At 73.6% G+C, this 16,883-nt stretch carries 18 protein-coding genes and 1 riboswitch; of the genes, 5 read left to right on the top strand and 13 right to left on the bottom strand.

Translation table 11 applies throughout. The annotated features are described in order from the left end of the window. Positions 1-8: 8 nt before the first annotated feature. Together ACH4C6_RS13015 and ACH4C6_RS13020 are read right to left on the bottom strand one after the other, a co-directional pair. A complete protein-coding gene (locus ACH4C6_RS13015) occupies positions 9-569 on the bottom strand; it encodes a SixA phosphatase family protein (RefSeq protein WP_398108622.1) in 561 nt (186 codons plus the stop codon). Next, positions 566-1,276 (bottom strand): hypothetical protein, encoded by a 711-nt coding sequence (locus ACH4C6_RS13020; protein ID WP_398108623.1) that lies wholly within the window; start codon positions 1,274-1,276, stop codon positions 566-568. Before ACH4C6_RS13020 ends, ACH4C6_RS13015 begins: the two co-directional genes overlap by 4 nt. Before the next feature lie 285 nt (positions 1,277-1,561). On the opposite strand from ACH4C6_RS13020, the gene ACH4C6_RS13025 reads away from it, so the two are divergent. Beyond that, positions 1,562-1,867, top strand: a complete 306-nt coding sequence (locus ACH4C6_RS13025; RefSeq protein WP_398108624.1) for a hypothetical protein — start codon at positions 1,562-1,564, stop codon at positions 1,865-1,867. A 66-nt stretch (positions 1,868-1,933) separates the two neighbouring features. Here the strand turns inward: ACH4C6_RS13025 and ACH4C6_RS13030 are convergent, their stop codons facing one another. The 4 genes from ACH4C6_RS13030 to ACH4C6_RS13045 form a co-directional block, all read right to left on the bottom strand. Beyond that, positions 1,934-2,290: a DUF3618 domain-containing protein gene (locus ACH4C6_RS13030; RefSeq protein ID WP_398108625.1), complete on the bottom strand. Its 357-nt coding sequence runs from the start codon at positions 2,288-2,290 to the stop codon at positions 1,934-1,936. Further along, on the bottom strand, positions 2,287-2,553 hold the full coding sequence (locus tag ACH4C6_RS13035; protein WP_398108726.1) for a phage holin family protein: 267 nt from the start codon (positions 2,551-2,553) through the stop codon (positions 2,287-2,289). Before ACH4C6_RS13035 ends, ACH4C6_RS13030 begins: the two co-directional genes overlap by 4 nt. A 295-nt stretch (positions 2,554-2,848) precedes the next feature. Then, positions 2,849-3,901, bottom strand: a complete 1,053-nt coding sequence (locus tag ACH4C6_RS13040) for a FecCD family ABC transporter permease (protein ID WP_398108626.1) — start codon at positions 3,899-3,901, stop codon at positions 2,849-2,851. After that, entirely contained in the window at positions 3,898-4,923 is a 1,026-nt protein-coding gene (locus ACH4C6_RS13045) for an ABC transporter substrate-binding protein (RefSeq protein ID WP_398108627.1), read from the bottom strand. Before ACH4C6_RS13045 ends, ACH4C6_RS13040 begins: the two co-directional genes overlap by 4 nt. Positions 4,924-4,991: 68 nt before the next feature. Continuing rightward, a riboswitch (cobalamin riboswitch) is annotated at positions 4,992-5,179 on the bottom strand. A gap of 79 nt (positions 5,180-5,258) precedes the next feature. Here ACH4C6_RS13045 and ACH4C6_RS13050 point away from each other — a divergent pair. Beyond that, complete coding sequence (locus tag ACH4C6_RS13050; RefSeq protein ID WP_398108628.1) at positions 5,259-5,669, top strand: CoA-binding protein; 411 nt, start codon at positions 5,259-5,261, stop codon at positions 5,667-5,669. A 101-nt stretch (positions 5,670-5,770) separates the two neighbouring features. Here ACH4C6_RS13050 and ACH4C6_RS13055 read toward each other — a convergent pair whose 3' ends face one another. Both ACH4C6_RS13055 and ACH4C6_RS13060 read right to left on the bottom strand, forming a co-directional pair. Continuing rightward, positions 5,771-6,334 (bottom strand): YbaK/EbsC family protein, encoded by a 564-nt coding sequence (locus ACH4C6_RS13055; protein WP_398108629.1) that lies wholly within the window; start codon positions 6,332-6,334, stop codon positions 5,771-5,773. A 43-nt stretch (positions 6,335-6,377) separates the two neighbouring features. Further along, positions 6,378-6,950: an XRE family transcriptional regulator gene (locus ACH4C6_RS13060; protein WP_333929834.1), complete on the bottom strand. Its 573-nt coding sequence runs from the start codon at positions 6,948-6,950 to the stop codon at positions 6,378-6,380. A gap of 97 nt (positions 6,951-7,047) precedes the next feature. Between ACH4C6_RS13060 and ACH4C6_RS13065 the strand changes: the two genes are divergently transcribed. Continuing rightward, a complete protein-coding gene (locus tag ACH4C6_RS13065) occupies positions 7,048-7,905 on the top strand; it encodes an EamA family transporter (RefSeq protein WP_398108630.1) in 858 nt (285 codons plus the stop codon). A 29-nt stretch (positions 7,906-7,934) separates the two neighbouring features. On the opposite strand, the gene ACH4C6_RS13070 is transcribed toward ACH4C6_RS13065, so the two are convergent. After that, a complete protein-coding gene (locus tag ACH4C6_RS13070; RefSeq protein ID WP_398108631.1) occupies positions 7,935-8,699 on the bottom strand; it encodes an acyltransferase in 765 nt (254 codons plus the stop codon). 111 nt (positions 8,700-8,810) lie between these two features. Between ACH4C6_RS13070 and ACH4C6_RS13075 the strand changes: the two genes are divergently transcribed. Beyond that, entirely contained in the window at positions 8,811-9,338 is a 528-nt protein-coding gene (locus ACH4C6_RS13075; protein WP_398108632.1) for a gamma carbonic anhydrase family protein, read from the top strand. A 23-nt stretch (positions 9,339-9,361) separates the two neighbouring features. On the opposite strand, the gene ACH4C6_RS13080 is transcribed toward ACH4C6_RS13075, so the two are convergent. The 4 genes from ACH4C6_RS13080 to ACH4C6_RS13095 form a co-directional block, all read right to left on the bottom strand. Continuing rightward, positions 9,362-10,000 (bottom strand): DedA family protein, encoded by a 639-nt coding sequence (locus ACH4C6_RS13080; RefSeq protein ID WP_398108633.1) that lies wholly within the window; start codon positions 9,998-10,000, stop codon positions 9,362-9,364. A 72-nt stretch (positions 10,001-10,072) separates the two neighbouring features. After that, complete coding sequence (locus ACH4C6_RS13085; protein WP_398108634.1) at positions 10,073-12,457, bottom strand: phosphoketolase; 2,385 nt, start codon at positions 12,455-12,457, stop codon at positions 10,073-10,075. 573 nt (positions 12,458-13,030) lie between these two features. After that, positions 13,031-14,689, bottom strand: a complete 1,659-nt coding sequence (locus ACH4C6_RS13090) for an RICIN domain-containing protein (protein ID WP_398108727.1) — start codon at positions 14,687-14,689, stop codon at positions 13,031-13,033. Between the two features lie 561 nt (positions 14,690-15,250). Then, positions 15,251-15,703 (bottom strand): DUF4442 domain-containing protein, encoded by a 453-nt coding sequence (locus ACH4C6_RS13095; protein WP_398108635.1) that lies wholly within the window; start codon positions 15,701-15,703, stop codon positions 15,251-15,253. A 163-nt stretch (positions 15,704-15,866) separates the two neighbouring features. Here ACH4C6_RS13095 and ACH4C6_RS13100 point away from each other — a divergent pair, with 163 nt between their 5' ends. Continuing rightward, positions 15,867-16,877: a hypothetical protein gene (locus ACH4C6_RS13100; protein WP_398108636.1), complete on the top strand. Its 1,011-nt coding sequence runs from the start codon at positions 15,867-15,869 to the stop codon at positions 16,875-16,877. The last annotated feature ends 6 nt before the right edge of the window (positions 16,878-16,883 follow it).

A 16,883-nucleotide genomic window follows, 5' to 3' on the forward strand; every position in this document is an offset into this window, starting at 1 on the left:
CGGCCAGCCTATGCGTGCGGCCCGTGGTGCTTCCTGTCGCCCCGGGCGACGGTCAGCGCGGTGAGCAGCGCACTTCCGGGGGTGAGGGCGTGCCAGGCCGTGCCGTGCCAGGACAGGACGGCGATCGCCGCGGTCGGGAACTTCGTGCGGACCCGCTCCAGGGTGTCGTCGAGACCGTCCCCGGCGAGGGCCAGGACCAGGTCCTCCAGCCCGGGGTTGTGCCCGATCAGCAGCAGCGTCTCCACCTCGGCGGGCACCTCGTGGATCACGTTCAGCAGGCCCTGGGGCCCGGCGGCGTAGAGCCGCCGGTCGTGCCGCACGGGCGGAGGTGTGCCCCATTGCGCGGCGGCCAGCTCCCACGTCTCGCGGGCGCGCACGGCGGTGGAGCACAGGGCGAGGTCGGGCAGGCAGTCCGCCTCGGCCAGGGCACGCCCGGCGGCGGGGGCGTCCCGGCGGCCGCGCGGCGCGAGGGGGCGTTCGTGGTCGGCGGCGTCCACGGGCCAGGCGGACTTGGCGTGCCGCAGCAGCACCAAGCGGCGCAGCGGGCCTCCTCCCGCACGGTCGATCACGAGGATCCCAGGCCGGCGGTGAGGTCGAGGCCGAGGAGGCGGTCGGCGTGGGCGTAGGTCTCGAAGCGGGCCCCGTCCGGCACCTCGGGCCCGGTCTCCACCCGGCGCAGTTCGTCCAGCACCGCCGGGAGGCCGAGGTCGTGCTCCCAGGCCTCGCGCAGCCGCCGGCGCACGTCCTCGGGGACCGGGCGCGAAGGGCTGCGGGCCCAGCGGGCGACCGCCTCGCGCCAGCGCGTGAGCGTGGCGTCCGCCTCCTGGAGAGCGGCCGGCCCCACGTGGACGGGGGTGCCGTGGTGCCGGGTCAGCAGAGCCAGGCGCAGGGCTGCGGGGTCGGGGAGGTCCGCCGGGCCGGGGCCGCTCGCCGCTGCGACCGCGACGCGCGGCCCGTCCGGCTCGGGACCGCCGTCGGCGGCGACATGGACGACCCGGGTGCCCCTGACCCTTGCGTCGGGTCCGGCCTCGAAGGACCGCATGCCGAGCGCGACGGCACCGGCCCGCAGCTCCGGCTGCAACGGCCCGCCGTCGAGCCACGCCGACGCCACGCAGCCCCCGATCTCCAGGGCCCGGACGAGCAGATCGGCCACGAGCAGGACGCGCAGGTCCGTCAGTGCGGAGCCGGCGGCGTGCGCCCGGACCAGGGTCGGTCCGCGGTGGGCCGGGGCGGCCTCGGCCGGCTCGCCGGTACGGGCGTCGATGATGCGCAGCACAGGGCGAGCCTAGGCCGGTCGGCGGTCCCGTGCGACGTGTTCCGGACGGCGTTTCGGCGCACGGGGCATCGCCGCGAGACGGAGGTTCTCCTGCGCGACGACGGTCGTTGCGGGCGGCCAGGTGCTCCAGCGCCTCCTCGCCGCCTCCCCCGCCGCGCCGGACGGGGGAGCTTCGCCCTCGGTCGGCGATCCGGTGCCGGATCGTGCGAAGCGTCCCCTACGGTGCTGCGCCAAGGCAGCTTGTCGCGGCTCTGGCGACGAGCACACAGGAAGTGAGGTGCCGTCATGGCCGTCCGGGACAGAAGTGCCACCATCGGAGCGAGCGGGATCGAGCAACTCCACCTCTCCGTCGCGAAGCAATGCACCGTGGAGATCCGTCAGCCCCGTGACACCCTGACGCTCAGCCGTCGCAAGAACGGCGTCAACCTCGATCTGATCGAGGACAATCCCAACTTCACCGGCCTCCTGGCCTCTCAGACCATTCCCTGGGGCACGATTCGCGCACTCGGGCCCCAGGGGCTCCGGATCCTCTACCGCGTACGGACCGGCAGAGACGTCACACTCGTCCCGGAATTCGAATTCGAGGACTGAGCCACCGCTCAGGGCCCTCGGAGCAAGACCGGCCGACCGAAGGCGACTTCGAGGGCCTTCACCGGCTCACCTCTTCGTGCGGCACAGCAGCCACAACGCGACACCGGCACCGGCGGCGGCCAGCAGCACGGTGCGGTTGTCCCGCGCCAGTCGGGTGCCGTGGGCCGCCTGGGCGCGGACCGGGTCGGGCAGCTTGTCCTGCAGCCGGGAGGTGGCCCGGACGGCCTCGGCCTTCAGCTCGCCGGCCTTGGCAGCGGCCTGTTCCTTGACCTCGGCTGCCTTTTCCTGGGCGCGGCCCCTGATGTCGGTCCTGGCCGCCAGGGCCTCGACCGTCCTGCCGAGCTCCTGACGGGTGCGCTCGACCTGGTCGCGCACCTGATGCGGGTTCGAGGCGGTGGGCTCGTCCTGGGACGGTCGGGTCATCGCTGTGCACTCTCCTTGATCTCGGCCACGTCTGCCTTCACGCTGTCGATCGTCTTCTCCGGGGTGGGCGGAGCACCCTGCGCAACCTGCTTCTTTCCACTCAGGGCCATGATCGCGGCGATCACCCCCAGCACCGCGGTGACGATCAGTGCCGCGGCCCACACGGGCAGCGGGACCGCCAGGGCGGCGATCGCGGTGGCGACCAGCGCCTGCAGCATCAAGCCGCCCTGGCCGGCTCTGCTTCCGGCAGGGGGTGGCTGCATGGTCGACACGACGATCACCCTCGTCCCTCTCTTGGTCCGATCCGCACCGGTGAGCTTCGGACTCGTCGGCGGTGTTCACGCGAGTACCCAGGAAGAGCAGCTCAGGACACCGATCGACGCGCCATTTCCAGCAACCGGCGGCTGGTCGGCACGTCGTGCGGGAACGGCAGGCGGGGCTGCCGGGCATGCGGCGCCCGGCGCGCGGCACTGCTTGCGCAGTCGGGCCCGGCCCTTCTCACGGCGCTCCACGCCGACTTGTCCGGACTCCGTGCGGCGCCGGGGCGGTCCGGGCCGCTCATCGCACCCTCCGTGTCCGGTACAGCACCGCCACGAACGCCGGCACCCCGACGAGCGACGTCACGACGCCCACCGGGACCCTCTGGGGGTCCAGCACGGTCCGGGCGAGGGTGTCGACCCACACCAGGAACACGGCGCCGGCCAGGGCCGTGACCGGCAGCAGCCGGACGTGGCCGGGGCCGGTGAGGGCCCGGGCGGCGTGCGGCAGGACCAGCCCGACGAAGCCGATGGCCCCGGCGGAGCTGACCAGCGCGGCCGTGAGCAGGGCCGTGACGCACAGCAGTACCAGGCGGGTCCGGGCCACGGAGACCCCGAGAGCGGCGGCGGTGTCCTGTCCGAGGGCGAAGACGTCGAGCGTACGGGCGTACCCCAGACACATCGTCAGGGCGACGGCCAGTGCGGCGAGGCACAGCCGGACGTCGGTCCAGCCCGCGCCGCCGAGCGAGCCGAGCAGCCAGAACAGCACGCCGCGGGTCGTCTCGGCGTCGGCCGAGGTCATCACGACGAACGAGGTCAGCGCGGAGAACAGCTGCATGGCGGCCACGCCCGCGAGGACGACCCGGTCGGTGGTGCCGCCGAGGGTGTGGCTGAGCAGCAGCACGAGCGCGAAGGAGACGAGGGCGCCGAAGAACGCGCCCGCGGACACCGACACGGCACCCCCGCCGACGCCCAGCACGACGACGGCGACCGCTCCCGTCGAGGCGCCGGAGGACACCCCGAGCACGAACGGGTCGGCCAGCGGGTTGCGCAGCAGCGACTGCATCACCGCCCCGCACACGGCGAGTCCGGCCCCGCACACGGCGGCGAGGAGGGTGCGCGGCAGCCGCAGCTGCCAGACGATGCCGTCCCGCACGGGCGTCAGCCCGGACTCCCCGAGGCCGAGATGGGCGGCCACGACCGACCACACGTCCCCGACGCCGATGTCGGCGGGGCCGATCGTGATGGCCGCGGCGACCGAGACCACGAGGGTCACGGCTCCGGCCGCGCCCAGCGCGAGCCCGGCGGCGCGGCGAGGGCGGACGCGGGGGCCGGCCGGATCCGGGGCGGTCACCCGGCCAGCCCGAACCGGCGCAGCCCCGCGGCCACCTGCTCCACTCCCTCGACCGTGCGGATGGTCGGGTTCATGGCCTGCCCGCTGAGCAGCACGTACCGCCGGTGGCGGACGGCGTCCATGGTCCGGGTGACCGGGTTGGACTCCAGGAAGGCGATCTTCTTCGCGGCCGATTCGGCGGTCTGCGACGTGCGGGTCAGGTCGCCGATGACGAGGACGTCCGGGTCGCGGTCGGCGACCGTCTCCCAGTTGATCTGCGGCCACTCGTCGTGGGTGTCGTCGAAGACGTTCTGCGCGCCGAGGGCCCGGGTGATGATGCCGGGCGCGCCGCAGCAGCCCGCCATGTAGGGCGAGTCGGAGTTGGCGAACCAGTACAGGAGGGTGACCCGGGAGGCGTCGAGGCCCGCGGTGGCCTGGTCCATCCGCCGTTGCAGGGAGGCCACGAGCCGGTCGCCGCGTTCCCGCTCGCCGAACATCGCGGCCAGGTCGCGCACTTCCCGGTAGACGGTGCCGATGCCGAGGGGCTTGCCGCGGGAGCCGTCGCCGCCGGAGCTGTTGTCCTTGCCGGCGCAGTCGGACGGGGAGACGTAGGTGGGGACGCCGAGCTTCTCGAACTGTTCCCGGGTGGCGACGCCGCCCTTGCCGAGGGTGGAGACGAACGAGGCGGTCACGAAGTCGGGGTCGGCGTCCAGGACCCGCTCGAAGGAGGGGTTGTTGTCGGCGAGCCGCGGCACCTCGGCGTTCTCCTTCTCGAGCCCTTTCATCACGGGGTCGGTCCAGGTGGCCGTGCCGGCGAGGCGGTCGGCGAGACCGAGGGAGAGCAGGATCTCGGTGGTGCCCTGGTCGAGGGAGACGGCGTGCCGCGGCGGGGACTCCACGCGGACCTCGTGCCCGCAGTTGCGGAGGGTGACGGCTGTCTTCCCGTCATGGCGGCCGGAGGGTTCCGTGCCGCCGCAACCGGCGAGGAGCAGGGAGCAGACGGCGAGCAGGGCGGCCGCGCGGGCGGGTCGGGCGAGGGGCACGGGGAACCAGTCCTCGGTCGTCGAGGGCTCGGTCGCGGAGCCCGGTCGTACAGTGCTCCCCCGCCGCGTCGGCCGCGGGGGCCGCCAGCAGGTCTTCGGACTCGGGTTCGTCCGGATCGGGGCGCCTTCCCGGACACGCGGTGCGTCCAGTGGCCGAGGCCCCGCCCGTCCCCCTCACCGCTGCGCGTCAGTTCCGGATTCGCACCGGATTCCCTGACCCACGTACATGGGTTCGACTGGCCTCGGCAAGCTATCACGGGGGTGCCGGGGAATCACCGGGCTGCCCGGGCCGTTGACCGGGAACAGTTCCTTTGCGACTCCCGAGGAGGTCACCGGTGTACGGCGACGAGGCAGCGGTCCGCAGGATTCTCACCGAACTCGGCGACACCTGGGCCGTGGTGGGCCTGTCGTCGAACCGGCAGCGTGCCGCGTACGGCGTGGCCGCGACGCTCCAGCGCTTCGGCAAGCGCGTGGTGCCGGTGCATCCGAAGGCGGAGACGGTGCACGGCGAGCAGGGGTACGCGAGCCTCGCGGACATCCCCTTCGAGGTGGACGTCGTGGACGTCTTCGTGAACAGCGACCTGGCCGGCGCGGTCGCGGACGAGGCCGTCGCCAAGGGCGCGAAGGGTGTCTGGTTCCAGCTCGGCGTCGTCGACGAGGCGGCGTACGAACGGACCCGCGCGGCGGGTCTGGAGATGGTGATGGACCGCTGCCCGGCCATCGAGATCCCCCGACTGGGGCGGTGACGAGGGCCGTCGCCGCGCTGTAGGCGGCCTCGGTGGACCGCTTGGTGCCGGAGACGGAGACGCGGGCGTTTCGCCGAGCAGCGCCCGGGCGCGGCGGCGCGCTACGGAACGGGAGCTCCGAGGCCCTCCACGACCTCGGCGCCCGGCAGTTCGGCGAGGGCCTTGCCCGGGACCAGCAGCTTGCCGCGGCGCCGGCCGCTGCCGACGAGGACGTAGGGCAGGTCGACCACGGCCGCGTCCACGAGGACGGGCCAGTCGGCGGGCAGCCCGATCGGGGTGATGCCGCCGTACTCCATGCCGGTCTCACCGGTCGCGGTGTCCATCGCGGCGAACGAGGCCTTGCGGGCGCCCAGTCGGCGGCGGACCACGCCGTTGACGTCGACCCGGGTGGTGGACAGCACGACGCACGCGGCGAGCGTGGTCCCGCCGCCGCGCTTGCCCGCGACGACCACGCAGTTGGCGGAGCGCTCCAGCAGGTCCTGCCCGTAGTGCTCCACGAAGGTCGCGGTGTCGGCCCAGGCGGGGTCGGTCTCGACGTAGACGATCCGGTCGGCGGGGACGCTGCCCCGCCAGTGGCGTACGGCGTCGGCTACGGGGGCGGTCAGCTCGTCGAGGCAGGCGGGGGCGGGCCGGGCGTCGTCGAAGTGTCCGAGGGGTGCGCGCATGGCCGCACGCTAACAACACCGCGGGGCCCGCCGCCCGGGCGTCTCAGGAGACGGGCGGCACCGAGACGGCCATGACCATCTCCATCGGCACGTCCCCGGTGTTGCCGTACGTGTGGGGCACGCCGGCCTCGAAGTGGACGCTGGCGCCGGCGGGCACCCGGTGCTCGGCCCCGTCGACGGTGAGCGTCAGCTCCCCGGCCGTGACGTGCAGCAGTTCGGTCGTGCCGGCCGGATGCGGGTCGGAGGGGCTGCTCTCGCCGGGCATCAGCCTCCAGTCCCACATCTCCAGCGGCCCGGGGGCCTCGGTGCCGGCGAGCAGCCGGTTGTAGCTGCCGGCGTCGGTGTGCCACAGCCGGACGGCCTGCTCGGCGGGGACGACGCGGACGTTCGGGCCCTGCTCGTGGTCGAGGAGGGTGGTGATGCTGACGCCGAGCGCGTCACCGATCTTCACGACGGTGCCCAGGCTGGGGTTGGTGCGGGCCTGCTCGATCTGGATGAGCATGCCGCGGCTGACTCCGGCGCGGGCGGCGAGCACGTCCAGCGTGAAGCCGCGCACCGCGCGCCAGTGCTTGACGCTGCGCGCCAGGGACTGGGTCAGCAGGTCGAGGTCCGACACGTTCCGTCCAATATTCTGTATGACATAGTTCAGCGAGCTGCACTATGGTGTGGTTGACCTGATCGTCCACTGAACTGTACTGCGAGGCATCCGTTCCATGACAGCGCTCTTCGCCCTGGCCACCAGCCTGCTCTGGGGCCTGGCCGACTTCGGCGGCGGACTGCTGACCCGCCGCACGCCCGCGCTCACCGTGGTCGTGGTCTCGCAGTCGATCGCGGTCGTCGTCCTGGGTGCGGTCGTCGTCGCCACGGGCGGCTGGAGCGAGGCCGGGCCGCAGCTGTGGTTCGCCGTCGCCGCCGGGCTGGTCGGGCCGGTGGCGATGCTGGCCTTCTACAAGGCCCTGGCCCTCGGGCCGATGGGCGTGGTCTCGCCGCTGGGGTCGATCGGCGTGGCCGTGCCCGTGGGGGTGGGACTGGTGCTGGGCGAGCGCCCCGGCCTGCTGCAGTTCGTCGGGATCCTCGTCGCGGTCGCCGGCATCTGCCTCGCCGGCGGGCCGCAGTTGCGCGGCGCGCCCGTGCAGCGCCAGGCCATCGCCCTGACCCTGCTCGCGGCCTTCGGGTTCGGCGCGGTGATGGCCCTGATCGCCGAGGCGTCGCACACCCTGACCGGTCTGTTCCTGGCCCTGTTCGTGCAGCGGGTGACCAACGTGGCCGCGGGCGGGGCGGCCCTGTACGTCTCGGTGCGGCGCGGCGCCCCCGCGCTCCCGGCGGACGGCTTCCCCTGGCACGCCCTACCCGCTCTCGCCTTCGTGGGCCTGGCGGACGTCGCCGCGAACGGCACCTACTCGATCGCCGCCCAGCAGGGGCCGGTCACGGTGGCGGCCGTGCTCGCCTCGCTCTACCCGGTGGTGACGGCGGTGGCCGCGCGCGGTGTGCTGCGTGAGCGGCTGCGGGCGGTCCAGGCGGCGGGCGCCGGACTGGCCCTGGTCGGTACGGTCCTGCTGGCCTCGGGCTGAGCCCGCGGGCGGCCGGCCCGCCGTGCGGCTCAGGAGCCCGGTTCGAGCTCCGCGAGTCCGGCCGCGGCCTCCTCGGCCAGCTCCGACAGCGCCCGCAGCTGCTCGGGCGTGACCCCCTCCGGGATGGGCACCGGCGCCGGGGTGCGCAGCGGCGGCTGCCAGCCGTCGCCGGGGGTCCAGCGGCGTACGACGCGGGCCGGCGCGCCCGCCACGACGGAGTGGTCCGGCACGGCGCCCCGGACGACCGCGCCCGCCGCCACCACCACGTTCCGGCCGATCCGGGCGCCGGGCAGGATCACCGCGCCGGTGCCGATCCAGCAGCCCGGCCCGATCTCCACCGGCTCCATGCGCGGCCACTGCCTGCCGATCGGCTGGTGCGGGTCGTCGTAGGAGTGGTTCGTGGACGTGACGTAGACGTAGGGCCCGAAGTAGCAGTCACTGCCGATGGTGACCGTCGTGTCCGCGATGACGTGGCTGCCGCGGCCGAGGACCACGCCGTCGCCGATCCGCAGGATCGGGTCGGGACCGAGGTCGAGGTCGGGCATCAGGCCCGCGGTGAGGGTGACCTGCTCGCCGATGATGCAGTGCGCGCCGAGGCGGATCCACGGCTCGCCGAAGACCGTGCCGAGCGGGAAGGCGAGCCTCGTGCCCGTCCCCATCGCGCCGAAGCGGTACCGGCCGGGGTGCTCGGCGGTGACCGAGGCCGTCCGCTGGAGCCAGGCCCAGCCCGCGTGGACGGCGCGCTGCGTCAGGCCCCGCCGCCAGGATGAGAACGTGTTCTTGCGCTTCGGCACGGAAGTCACCGTACTCAGCCGGGCCGGCCCCCATGACGGAGAGGGCCTGTGATCTTCGCCCCACGGCGTGGCGTACGGTGCGGATCGGCAACGACGTCAGTGGAGGCGGGCATGGCACAGCGGGCGATGGTCATGGGGATCGGCGGCCGGGAACCGGAGATCGACGGGACGGCGTTCGTGGCGCCCACGGCCTCCGTCATCGGGGGCGTGACGCTGGGCGCCGGGGCGAGCGTCTGGTACGGGGCCGTGGTGCGCGGCGACGTGGAGGAGATCTCCGTCGGCGCGAGCAGCAACGTCCAGGACAACTGCACCCTGCACGCCGACCCCGGTTTCCCCGTGCGGATCGGTGAGCGGGTCAGCATCGGGCACAACGCGGTGGTGCACGGCGCGACCGTCGAGGACGACTGCCTGGTCGGCATGGGGGCGACGGTGCTGAACGGGGCGGTGATCGGTGCGGGCTCCCTGGTCGCCGCGCAGGCGCTGGTGCCGCAGGGGATGGTCGTGCCGCCCGGTTCGCTCGTGGCCGGGGTGCCCGCGAAGGTCCGGCGGGAGCTGTCCGAGGAGGAGCGGCAGGGTGTCACCCTGAACGGCACGATGTACGCCGAGCTGGCGAAAGCCCACCGGGACGCGCACGCGTAGACGGGACGGGGGGCGCGGCGTCCCTAGGAGGTCGGCGCCCCGGTCGCCTCCAGGTTCTGGCCGGCCTTCTTCGCCTTGCGCTTGAGGACCAGCATGGAGGTCAGGCCCACCAGGACCGCCGCCACCAGCCCCAGCCACGAGAAGCGCTTCAGCCACGACTCCGCGACGATGCCGACGTAGTAGATGACGGCGGTCGTGCCACCGGCCCAGACGATGCCGCCCAGGACGTTGGCGATCAGGAACTTCCAGTACGGCATGCGCAGCACGCCCGCGAGGGGGCCGGCGAAGATGCGCAGGAGGGCGACGAAGCGGCCGAAGAAGACGGCCCACATGCCCCACTTCTCGAAGGACCGCTCGGCGGTGGCGATGTGGCCCTCGCTGAAGTGCCGGGGGAACTTCCTGCCCAGCCAGGCCAGCAGGGGCCGCCCGCCCTTGCGGCCGATGGCGTAGCCGATCGAGTCGCCGATGATCGCGCCGGCCGTGGCGCAGGCGCCGAGGACGACGGGGTCGATGTCGCCGTGCTGGGAGGCGAGCAGCGCGGAGGAGACCAAAATGATCTCCCCGGGCAGCGGGATGCCCAGGCTCTCCAGGCCGATGACCACTCCCACGAGCGCGTAGACGGCGACCGCCGGTACGGTTTCGAGCCATTCCTGGACGTGCAACGCCGGTTCCTTTCGCCGAGCCTCCCTGCGTGCCCCGGGAAGCCTACCGGCTTGGAGGACGCCGCCGACGGCTCAGGCGTTCCAGCTCCACTCGGCGACCTCGGGCAGGTCCGTCCCGTGCTCGCGGATCCAGGCGTGGTGGCGGGTGCGGGCGTCGGCCATCCGCTGGCGTACGGCCGTGGCGCGCACGGCGAGGCCGGGGACCCGGTCGATGACGTCCATGACCAGGCGGTAGCGGTCGAGGTCGTTGCGCACCACCATGTCGAAGGGCGTCGTGGTGGTGCCGGCCTCCTTGTAGCCGCGCACGTGCAGGTTCCGGTGGCCGGTGCGGCGGTAGGCGAGGCGGTGGATCAGCCAGGGGTAGCCGTGGTAGGCGAAGATCACCGGCTTGTCGGTGGTGAACAGCCCGTCGTACTCGAAGTCGCTCATCCCGTGCGGGTGCTCCTCCCGGGGCAGCAGCCGGGCCAGGTCCACGACGTTCACCACGCGGACGGACAGCTCGGGCAGGTGCCGGCGCAGCAGGTGGGCCGCGGCCAGGGTCTCCTGGGTGGGGACGTCCCCGGCGCAGGCCAGGACGACGTCGGGCTCGCCGCCGTCCTCGGTGCCGGCCCACTCCCAGGTGCCGGCACCGCGGGCGCAGTGCACCCGGGCCTCGTCCATCGTCAGCCAGTCGAAGCAGGGCTGTTTGCCGGCCACGATCACGTTGACGTAGTCGCGGCTGCGCAGCGCGTGGTCGGCGACCGACAGCAGGGTGTTGGCGTCCGGCGGCAGGTAGACCCGGACGGCCTCGGGGCTCTTGTTGAGGACGTGGTCGACGAAGCCGGGGTCCTGGTGGGAGAAGCCGTTGTGGTCCTGCCGCCAGACGTGCGAGGTCAGCAGGTAGTTGAGGGAGGCGATGGGGGCGCGCCACGGCAGGCGGCGGGAGGTGCGCAGCCACTTGATGTGCTGGTTGACCATCGAGTCGACGATGTGCACGAACGCCTCGTAGCAGGAGAACAGCCCGTGCCGGCCGGTGAGCAGGTAGCCCTCCAGCCAGCCCTGGCACAGGTGCTCGGACAGGACCTCCATCACCCGGCCGTGCCGGTCGAGTCGCTCGTCGACGGGGAGCGTCTCCGCCTGCCACGTCTTGCCGCCGGCGTCGACGACGGCCTGGAGCCGGTTGGAGGCCGTCTCGTCGGGGCCGACCAGGCGGAAGTCGCGCCGGTCGGCGGTGTCGCGCATGAGGCGGGCGAGCAGGTCGCCGAGGACCCGGGTCGGTTCGTGCAGTGTCGCGCCGGGCTTGTCGACGGGCACGGCGAAGTCGTCCAGGGGCGCCACCGGCAGGTCGCGCAGGAGCAGCCCGCCGTTGGCGTACGGGGTGGCGCCCAGGCGCCGGGTGCCCTCGGGGACGCAGGCGAGGACGTCGTCGACCGGGCGGCCGTCGGCGTCGAAGAGCTCCTCGGGCCGGTAGGAGCGCAGCCAGTCCTCCAGCGCGCGCAGGTGCTCGGGGTTGTCGCGGACCCCGGACAGCGGCACCTGGTGCGCCCGCCAGGTGCCTTCGACCGGGTCGCCGTCCACCTCGGCCGGTCCGGTCCAGCCCTTGGGGGTGCGCAGCACGATCACGGGCCAGCGCGGGCGTTGTGTCGCGCCCTCCTCGCGGGCGGCGCGCTGGAACCGCGCGATGCGGTCCAGGGCGTCGTCCATGGCCTCGGCCATGGCCCGGTGCACGGTCGCCGGGTCGTCGCCGGTGACGTGGATCGGCTCGTGGCCGTAACCGTGCAGCAGCGCGTCGAGCTCCTCCCGGGGGAGCCGGGACAGCACGGTCGGATTGGCGATCTTGTAGCCGTTGAGGTGGAGGACGGGCAGGACGGCACCGTCGTGCACCGGGTCGAGGAACTTGTTGGCGTGCCAGGACCCGGCGAGGGGGCCCGTCTCCGCCTCGCCGTCGCCGATCACGCAGGTGACGAGCAGGTTGGGGTGGTCGAGGGCGGCGCCGTAGGCGTGGGCGAGGGAGTAGCCGAGTTCGCCGCCCTCGTGGATCGAGCCGGGCACCTCCGGGGCCACGTGGCTGGGCACTCCCCCGGGGAACGAGAACTGCCGCATGAGCAGCTCCATGCCCCGGGCGTCCCGGGACGCGTCGGGGTACTTCTCGCCGTAGCTGCCCTCCAGCCACGCGTTGGCGAGCACGGAAGGCCCGCCGTGGCCGGGCCCCCAGATGCACAGGGCGTCCAGGTTCCGCGCCTTGATGACGCGGTTGAGGTGGGTGTACACGAGGTTGAGCCCGGGTGAGGTGCCCCAGTGGCCGAGGAGCCGCGGCTTGATGTGCTCGGGCCGCAACGGCTCGGTGAGCAGCGGGTTCGCCAGGAGGTAGATCTGACCGGCCGCCAGGTAGTTGGCGGCGCGCCAGTGCGCGTCGAGGGTGCGCACCTCCTCGTCGGTCGGTGTCGTCCTGCTGTCCAGGCGCGGGGCCTCGGGCATGCGTCACTCCCTGGGTTCTGCGGCGGCCTCAGGAGGAGTACCAGTCTGTGCCGGTTCGATGCGCGGCGCCTCCCGGCGATCCGTCTGCGCGCGGACTCTGCGGCCCTGCAGGCGGGAACATCCCGGTGAGCACGGGCACGCACGGGACACGGCGGTGGCGGCATCCCGCACGCCGGTCCCCTCGTGCGCAACCCGCACACCTGCCCGCACCCCGGAAGCCGACCCGGAGCCCGGGTGCGCCCCGCTCACCTGCCCGCACCCCGGGCGCCGACTGAGCGCAGCAACCCACCCGTACGGCCCGCGGGAAGTACGGCCCCGGCGGCGGTGGTGGTGGCGTCGAGCGCGTCGGTCACCTCGTGCCCGGCCCGCGCCCCGAGCCCCTGCCGCGCCCTCGGAGCCGCTTCGGCGCAGCGGCCATCCACCCGCCCGCGTCGAGGACCGCTCCGACGGCGCCGAGCGGGCGGTCCAAGGCCGTAGGAGACACCCCACGGCGGTGGCGGTGACCAGCGTCGCGCACGCCGGTCACCTCGTACGCGCCCCGCTCACCTACCTGCCCGCACCCCGGAAGCCGACTCAGCGCAGCAACCCACCCGCACGGCCCGCGGGAAGTACGGCCCGGGCGACGCGGTCACCGCCGAGGCCGGCCGGAAGTGCGCCGGTCACGGCGGCCGTGGTCGCGGTGTCGAGCGTGCCGGTCACGGCGGTGGAGGCGGCGTCGAGCGCGTCGGTCGTCTCGTGCGCGGCCCGGTCCCCGGACGGCACCCCGGGAGCCCCTCCGGCGCAGCAGCCCACCTGCACGGCCCGCGTCGAGTACCGCTCCGGAGGTACCGGGTCAACGGACCCGGTCCGCGGCGGCCTCGGCCGCCGGGTTGCCGATCCGGGCGGTGCGGCGCCCGGGGGCTGCTCCTCCGCCCTCCGCGGGCTCGTCCCCGAAGGCTCCTCGGCTCCCCGGCCGGCCGGGGAGCCGCCCGCGGCGGGCGCCGGTTCCAGCGCCCAGCGCTGGGACGCCGAGCCGTCGCGCGGTGCGACGGTGACCTCCCTCCCGCTGCCCGGTGCCAGGGCGCCGCCCTTCCCTTCCCGTGGCAGCAACTCCCCCCGCACGGTCAGGTCGTAGCGGACGGTTCCGGCGTGCACGAGGCAGCCGGCCAGCACGACCGACTTCTCGGCCGCGTCCGATCCCAGGCAGAGCCGCGGGTCGGCGGCCGAGCGCAGCAGGCCGTCGTCCCGGTACGTCCACTGCGGCGACCCCGCGGAGCAGCCCGCCAGCGTCACACGGGAGTCGGCGCGCAGGCGCCCGCCCCTGACGTCGAGGCACAGGTCCGTGTCGAGGTTGCGCAGCCGCCCCCGGGCCACCTCGGCGGGGTGGGCCACGGTGGCGGCGGTCGCGTCGGGGCGCGCCGCTCCCCCGGTGGCCTGCGAGGCGACCGTGCCGGCTTCCTCGCTCCAGCCTCGGGCTGTCAGCAGGGTCGCGAGCAGCACCAGGGACGTCACCCCGACCGCGGCAGCCAGCGCCTTGGCGTGGCGCCGCCTGGGAACTCCGGGCCGGCCGTCGCCGTCCGGGGTGCGGGCCGTGAGGCGGTGGCGTCCGCCCACGGCGGGGCCGCCGTGTCCCGGGTCGCGGCCCGGCCGCGACTCCAGATAGCGGCGGGCTCCCCACCCGAGCACGGTCTCCGCCAGCAACTCCCCGAGCCCGCCCTCGAAGTGGCTGAGCTGCTCGGCCGCGTGCCGGCAGTAGCGGCAGGCCATCAGGTGCCGCTGCACGTCCGGCAGCAGGGCTCCCCCGCGGCGCATCGGGACGTCCAGCAGACGGTTGTAGTAGCGGCATTCCCGGGTCGGCGCGAGTTCCCGGTGGGCGCGTGCACAACCCGTCCTGAATTGCTCGCGGGCATGCTCCAGGGCGGCCGCCGCGGTACCGGCGTCCACGCCCAGCAGACCGGCCGGTACGGATAGCGACTCGGCTTCGACCTCGGTGTGCCAGAGCAGGCATTGAGAAGCTCCCGGAAGCGCCCGGAAAGCGCGCTCGGCAAGGCGTCGCCTTTCGGGTGTCACCGACCGGGCGGCGCGCAGACCGCGGGCGCCGACGGTTTTGCGGAGTTCCGGCAGCGAGGCGGATACGGCGTCGTCGGCCGCCCACTCCCCGACGGTGTCGCGGACGGCCGCGAGCAGCCGCGGGCGCAGGGCGCCGCCGTCCGGCCGGGCCAGTTCCCGGCGAATGGCGGCGGCCGCCGCCATCGACGCCGAGTCCTGCGAGCAGGCCAGGCAGATGACGGCGTACTCGTGGACCGCACGCCAGTGCCGCGCGAGCAGCAGCGCGACGGCGCGTGGGCCTTCACTCGGTTCGGCTGCCCGGGCGAGGAGATTGCGGTCGGAATCCGCCGGCACCGCTCCGGGGCGCGGCGGGAACGGCGGGCGTGGGGGGTGGGGGGACGGCACGGAACCATTTCCTTCCAGCCACAGGACGGCAGGCGAATGGCGCGTCCGTCCGAAAGCAGGGTGGTGGGTGCATACCTGTGCCGGGTCGATTGCGGACCGGACCCGGCTGTGAGGCGGCTCACTTTCGCACACACGACTGACAAGTAACAAGGAGTTCGGGCGGCTTGAGTTCGCGGTACGAGGAAATGCGAATTGTTACCGCCGGTATCCGCACCGGCTTTCGAAGAAACGACTCGACGGGACGGGCGAGTTGTGCACGGACAAAGGCGAGCGGTCCACGAAATCTCCCCCCGGACCGGCGCACGACGCACGAGAGCCCCGGCACACGGCCGGGGCTCGGGCAGGGCGGTGGCGGATCGTTCAGCCGTTGGGCCGCAGGGTCCACACCACTGTCATCTCGCCGGTCACGGCGCCGTCGGCGCGCCGGATGGCGATGGCGACCGGGAACTCCGGCCGCTCACCGGCGTCGAGTTCGGCGACGACCTCGGCGGCCGGGCGGCCGAGGGTGGCCGTGGCGGTGACGACGCCCATCGCGAGCTTCTTGTAGGCGATCTCGGCACGGACGGCCAGCGGCACGGCACGCGAGAGCTGGTCCCCGAACGCGGCCAGCACGATCGCCCCGCTCGCGGACTCGCCCAGCGTGAACATCGCGCCGGCGTGCGGGCCGCCCACGTGGTTGTGGTACTCGCCCTGGTCCGGCAGGGAGACGACCGCCCGCTCCGGCGAGGTCTCGAGGAACTCGAGGTTCAGGGTCCGGGCCATGGGCACCGTGGCGGCGAGCATCTCGCCGATGGACATCTGGTCTGCGCTCATGCCCGCATGTTACTCACGAGTAGAGTCGTCTGACCAGGTCCGTGTGACGACCGCCGCACACGCCTCCACCGCATGTCCCGCACGACTCCGCCCCCGGGTTGCTACGCCCCCGTCCACGGGCGGTGACCGAATCGTGTCCGAAGCGCGGCTAGGGTGACTGCCCATGTGGCCAGGACAGCAGCCGCCCGGGGGCGAGCAGAACCCGCAGACGAACAACCCGTACCAGCAGCCGGGGTACCAGCAGCCGAATCCGTACCAGCAGCCGGGCTACCAGCAGCCCGGCCCCTACGGACAGCAGCCGCAGTGGGGCACCCCCGCGCCGGCCGGTGCGCCGCAGCCCCCGCAGGGCGGCGGCGGCAACCGGACCAAGCTCGTCGCGATCATCGCGGCGACCGCGGTCGTGGTGGCCGCCGGCGTCACCGGCTTCCTGGTGCTCGGTGGTGACAAGGACGACACGGCGGACGGCACCGACGGCAAGAAGAAGCCGTCCCCGACCGCGTCCAAGGACCCCTCGGCCGATCCGAGCGCCTCGGGCGGCGGGGACAACCCGCGCGGCGGCGGGCCGGAGAAGGCGACCGTCCCCGGCTGGAAGGTCGTCGCCAACCCGCGCTTCGGCACCAAGTTCGACGTCCCCTCCGACTGGGAGATCGAGACGCCGGACACGAGCGTGGGCTTCGAATGGGAGAAGAAGGACGGGGAGATGGACCGCACCACGGTCACCGCTCCCGCCTACTTCAAGTCCAAGTGGTGCACGAGCGACGCGAACAAGGACGGGCGCGAGGAGGACACCGCGCTGGCCACCGCCGGCACCCGCGGCGAGAACGGCGCGAAGAACACGGACATGGCGGCCGAGACCCGTGTCCCGTGGTGGATCTTCGGCGGTTACACCCAGCCCGACAAGAAGAGCGTCAAGTACACCAAGCCCAAGCCGTACACCACCAAGTCGGGCATCAAGGGCAGCGTCGCCACGGCGCATTCGGAGAACACCCCGCAGAACGGCAAGTGCGACAGCGAGGGCAAGGCCATCACCTTCGCCTTCAAGAACGGCGCGGGCGACTTCGTGACCTGGAACCTGTACGGGGCCAAGGGCGTCAAGGACGAGCTGCCCGAGGCGACCATCCAGAAGATCCTCAGCACGGTGCGCCTCACCGAGGAAGCGCCCACGGACTCCTGACCGGGC

Source organism: Streptomyces sp. NPDC017943, assembly GCF_044328425.1.
Taxonomy (GTDB): domain Bacteria; phylum Actinomycetota; class Actinomycetes; order Streptomycetales; family Streptomycetaceae; genus Streptomyces; species Streptomyces djakartensis_A.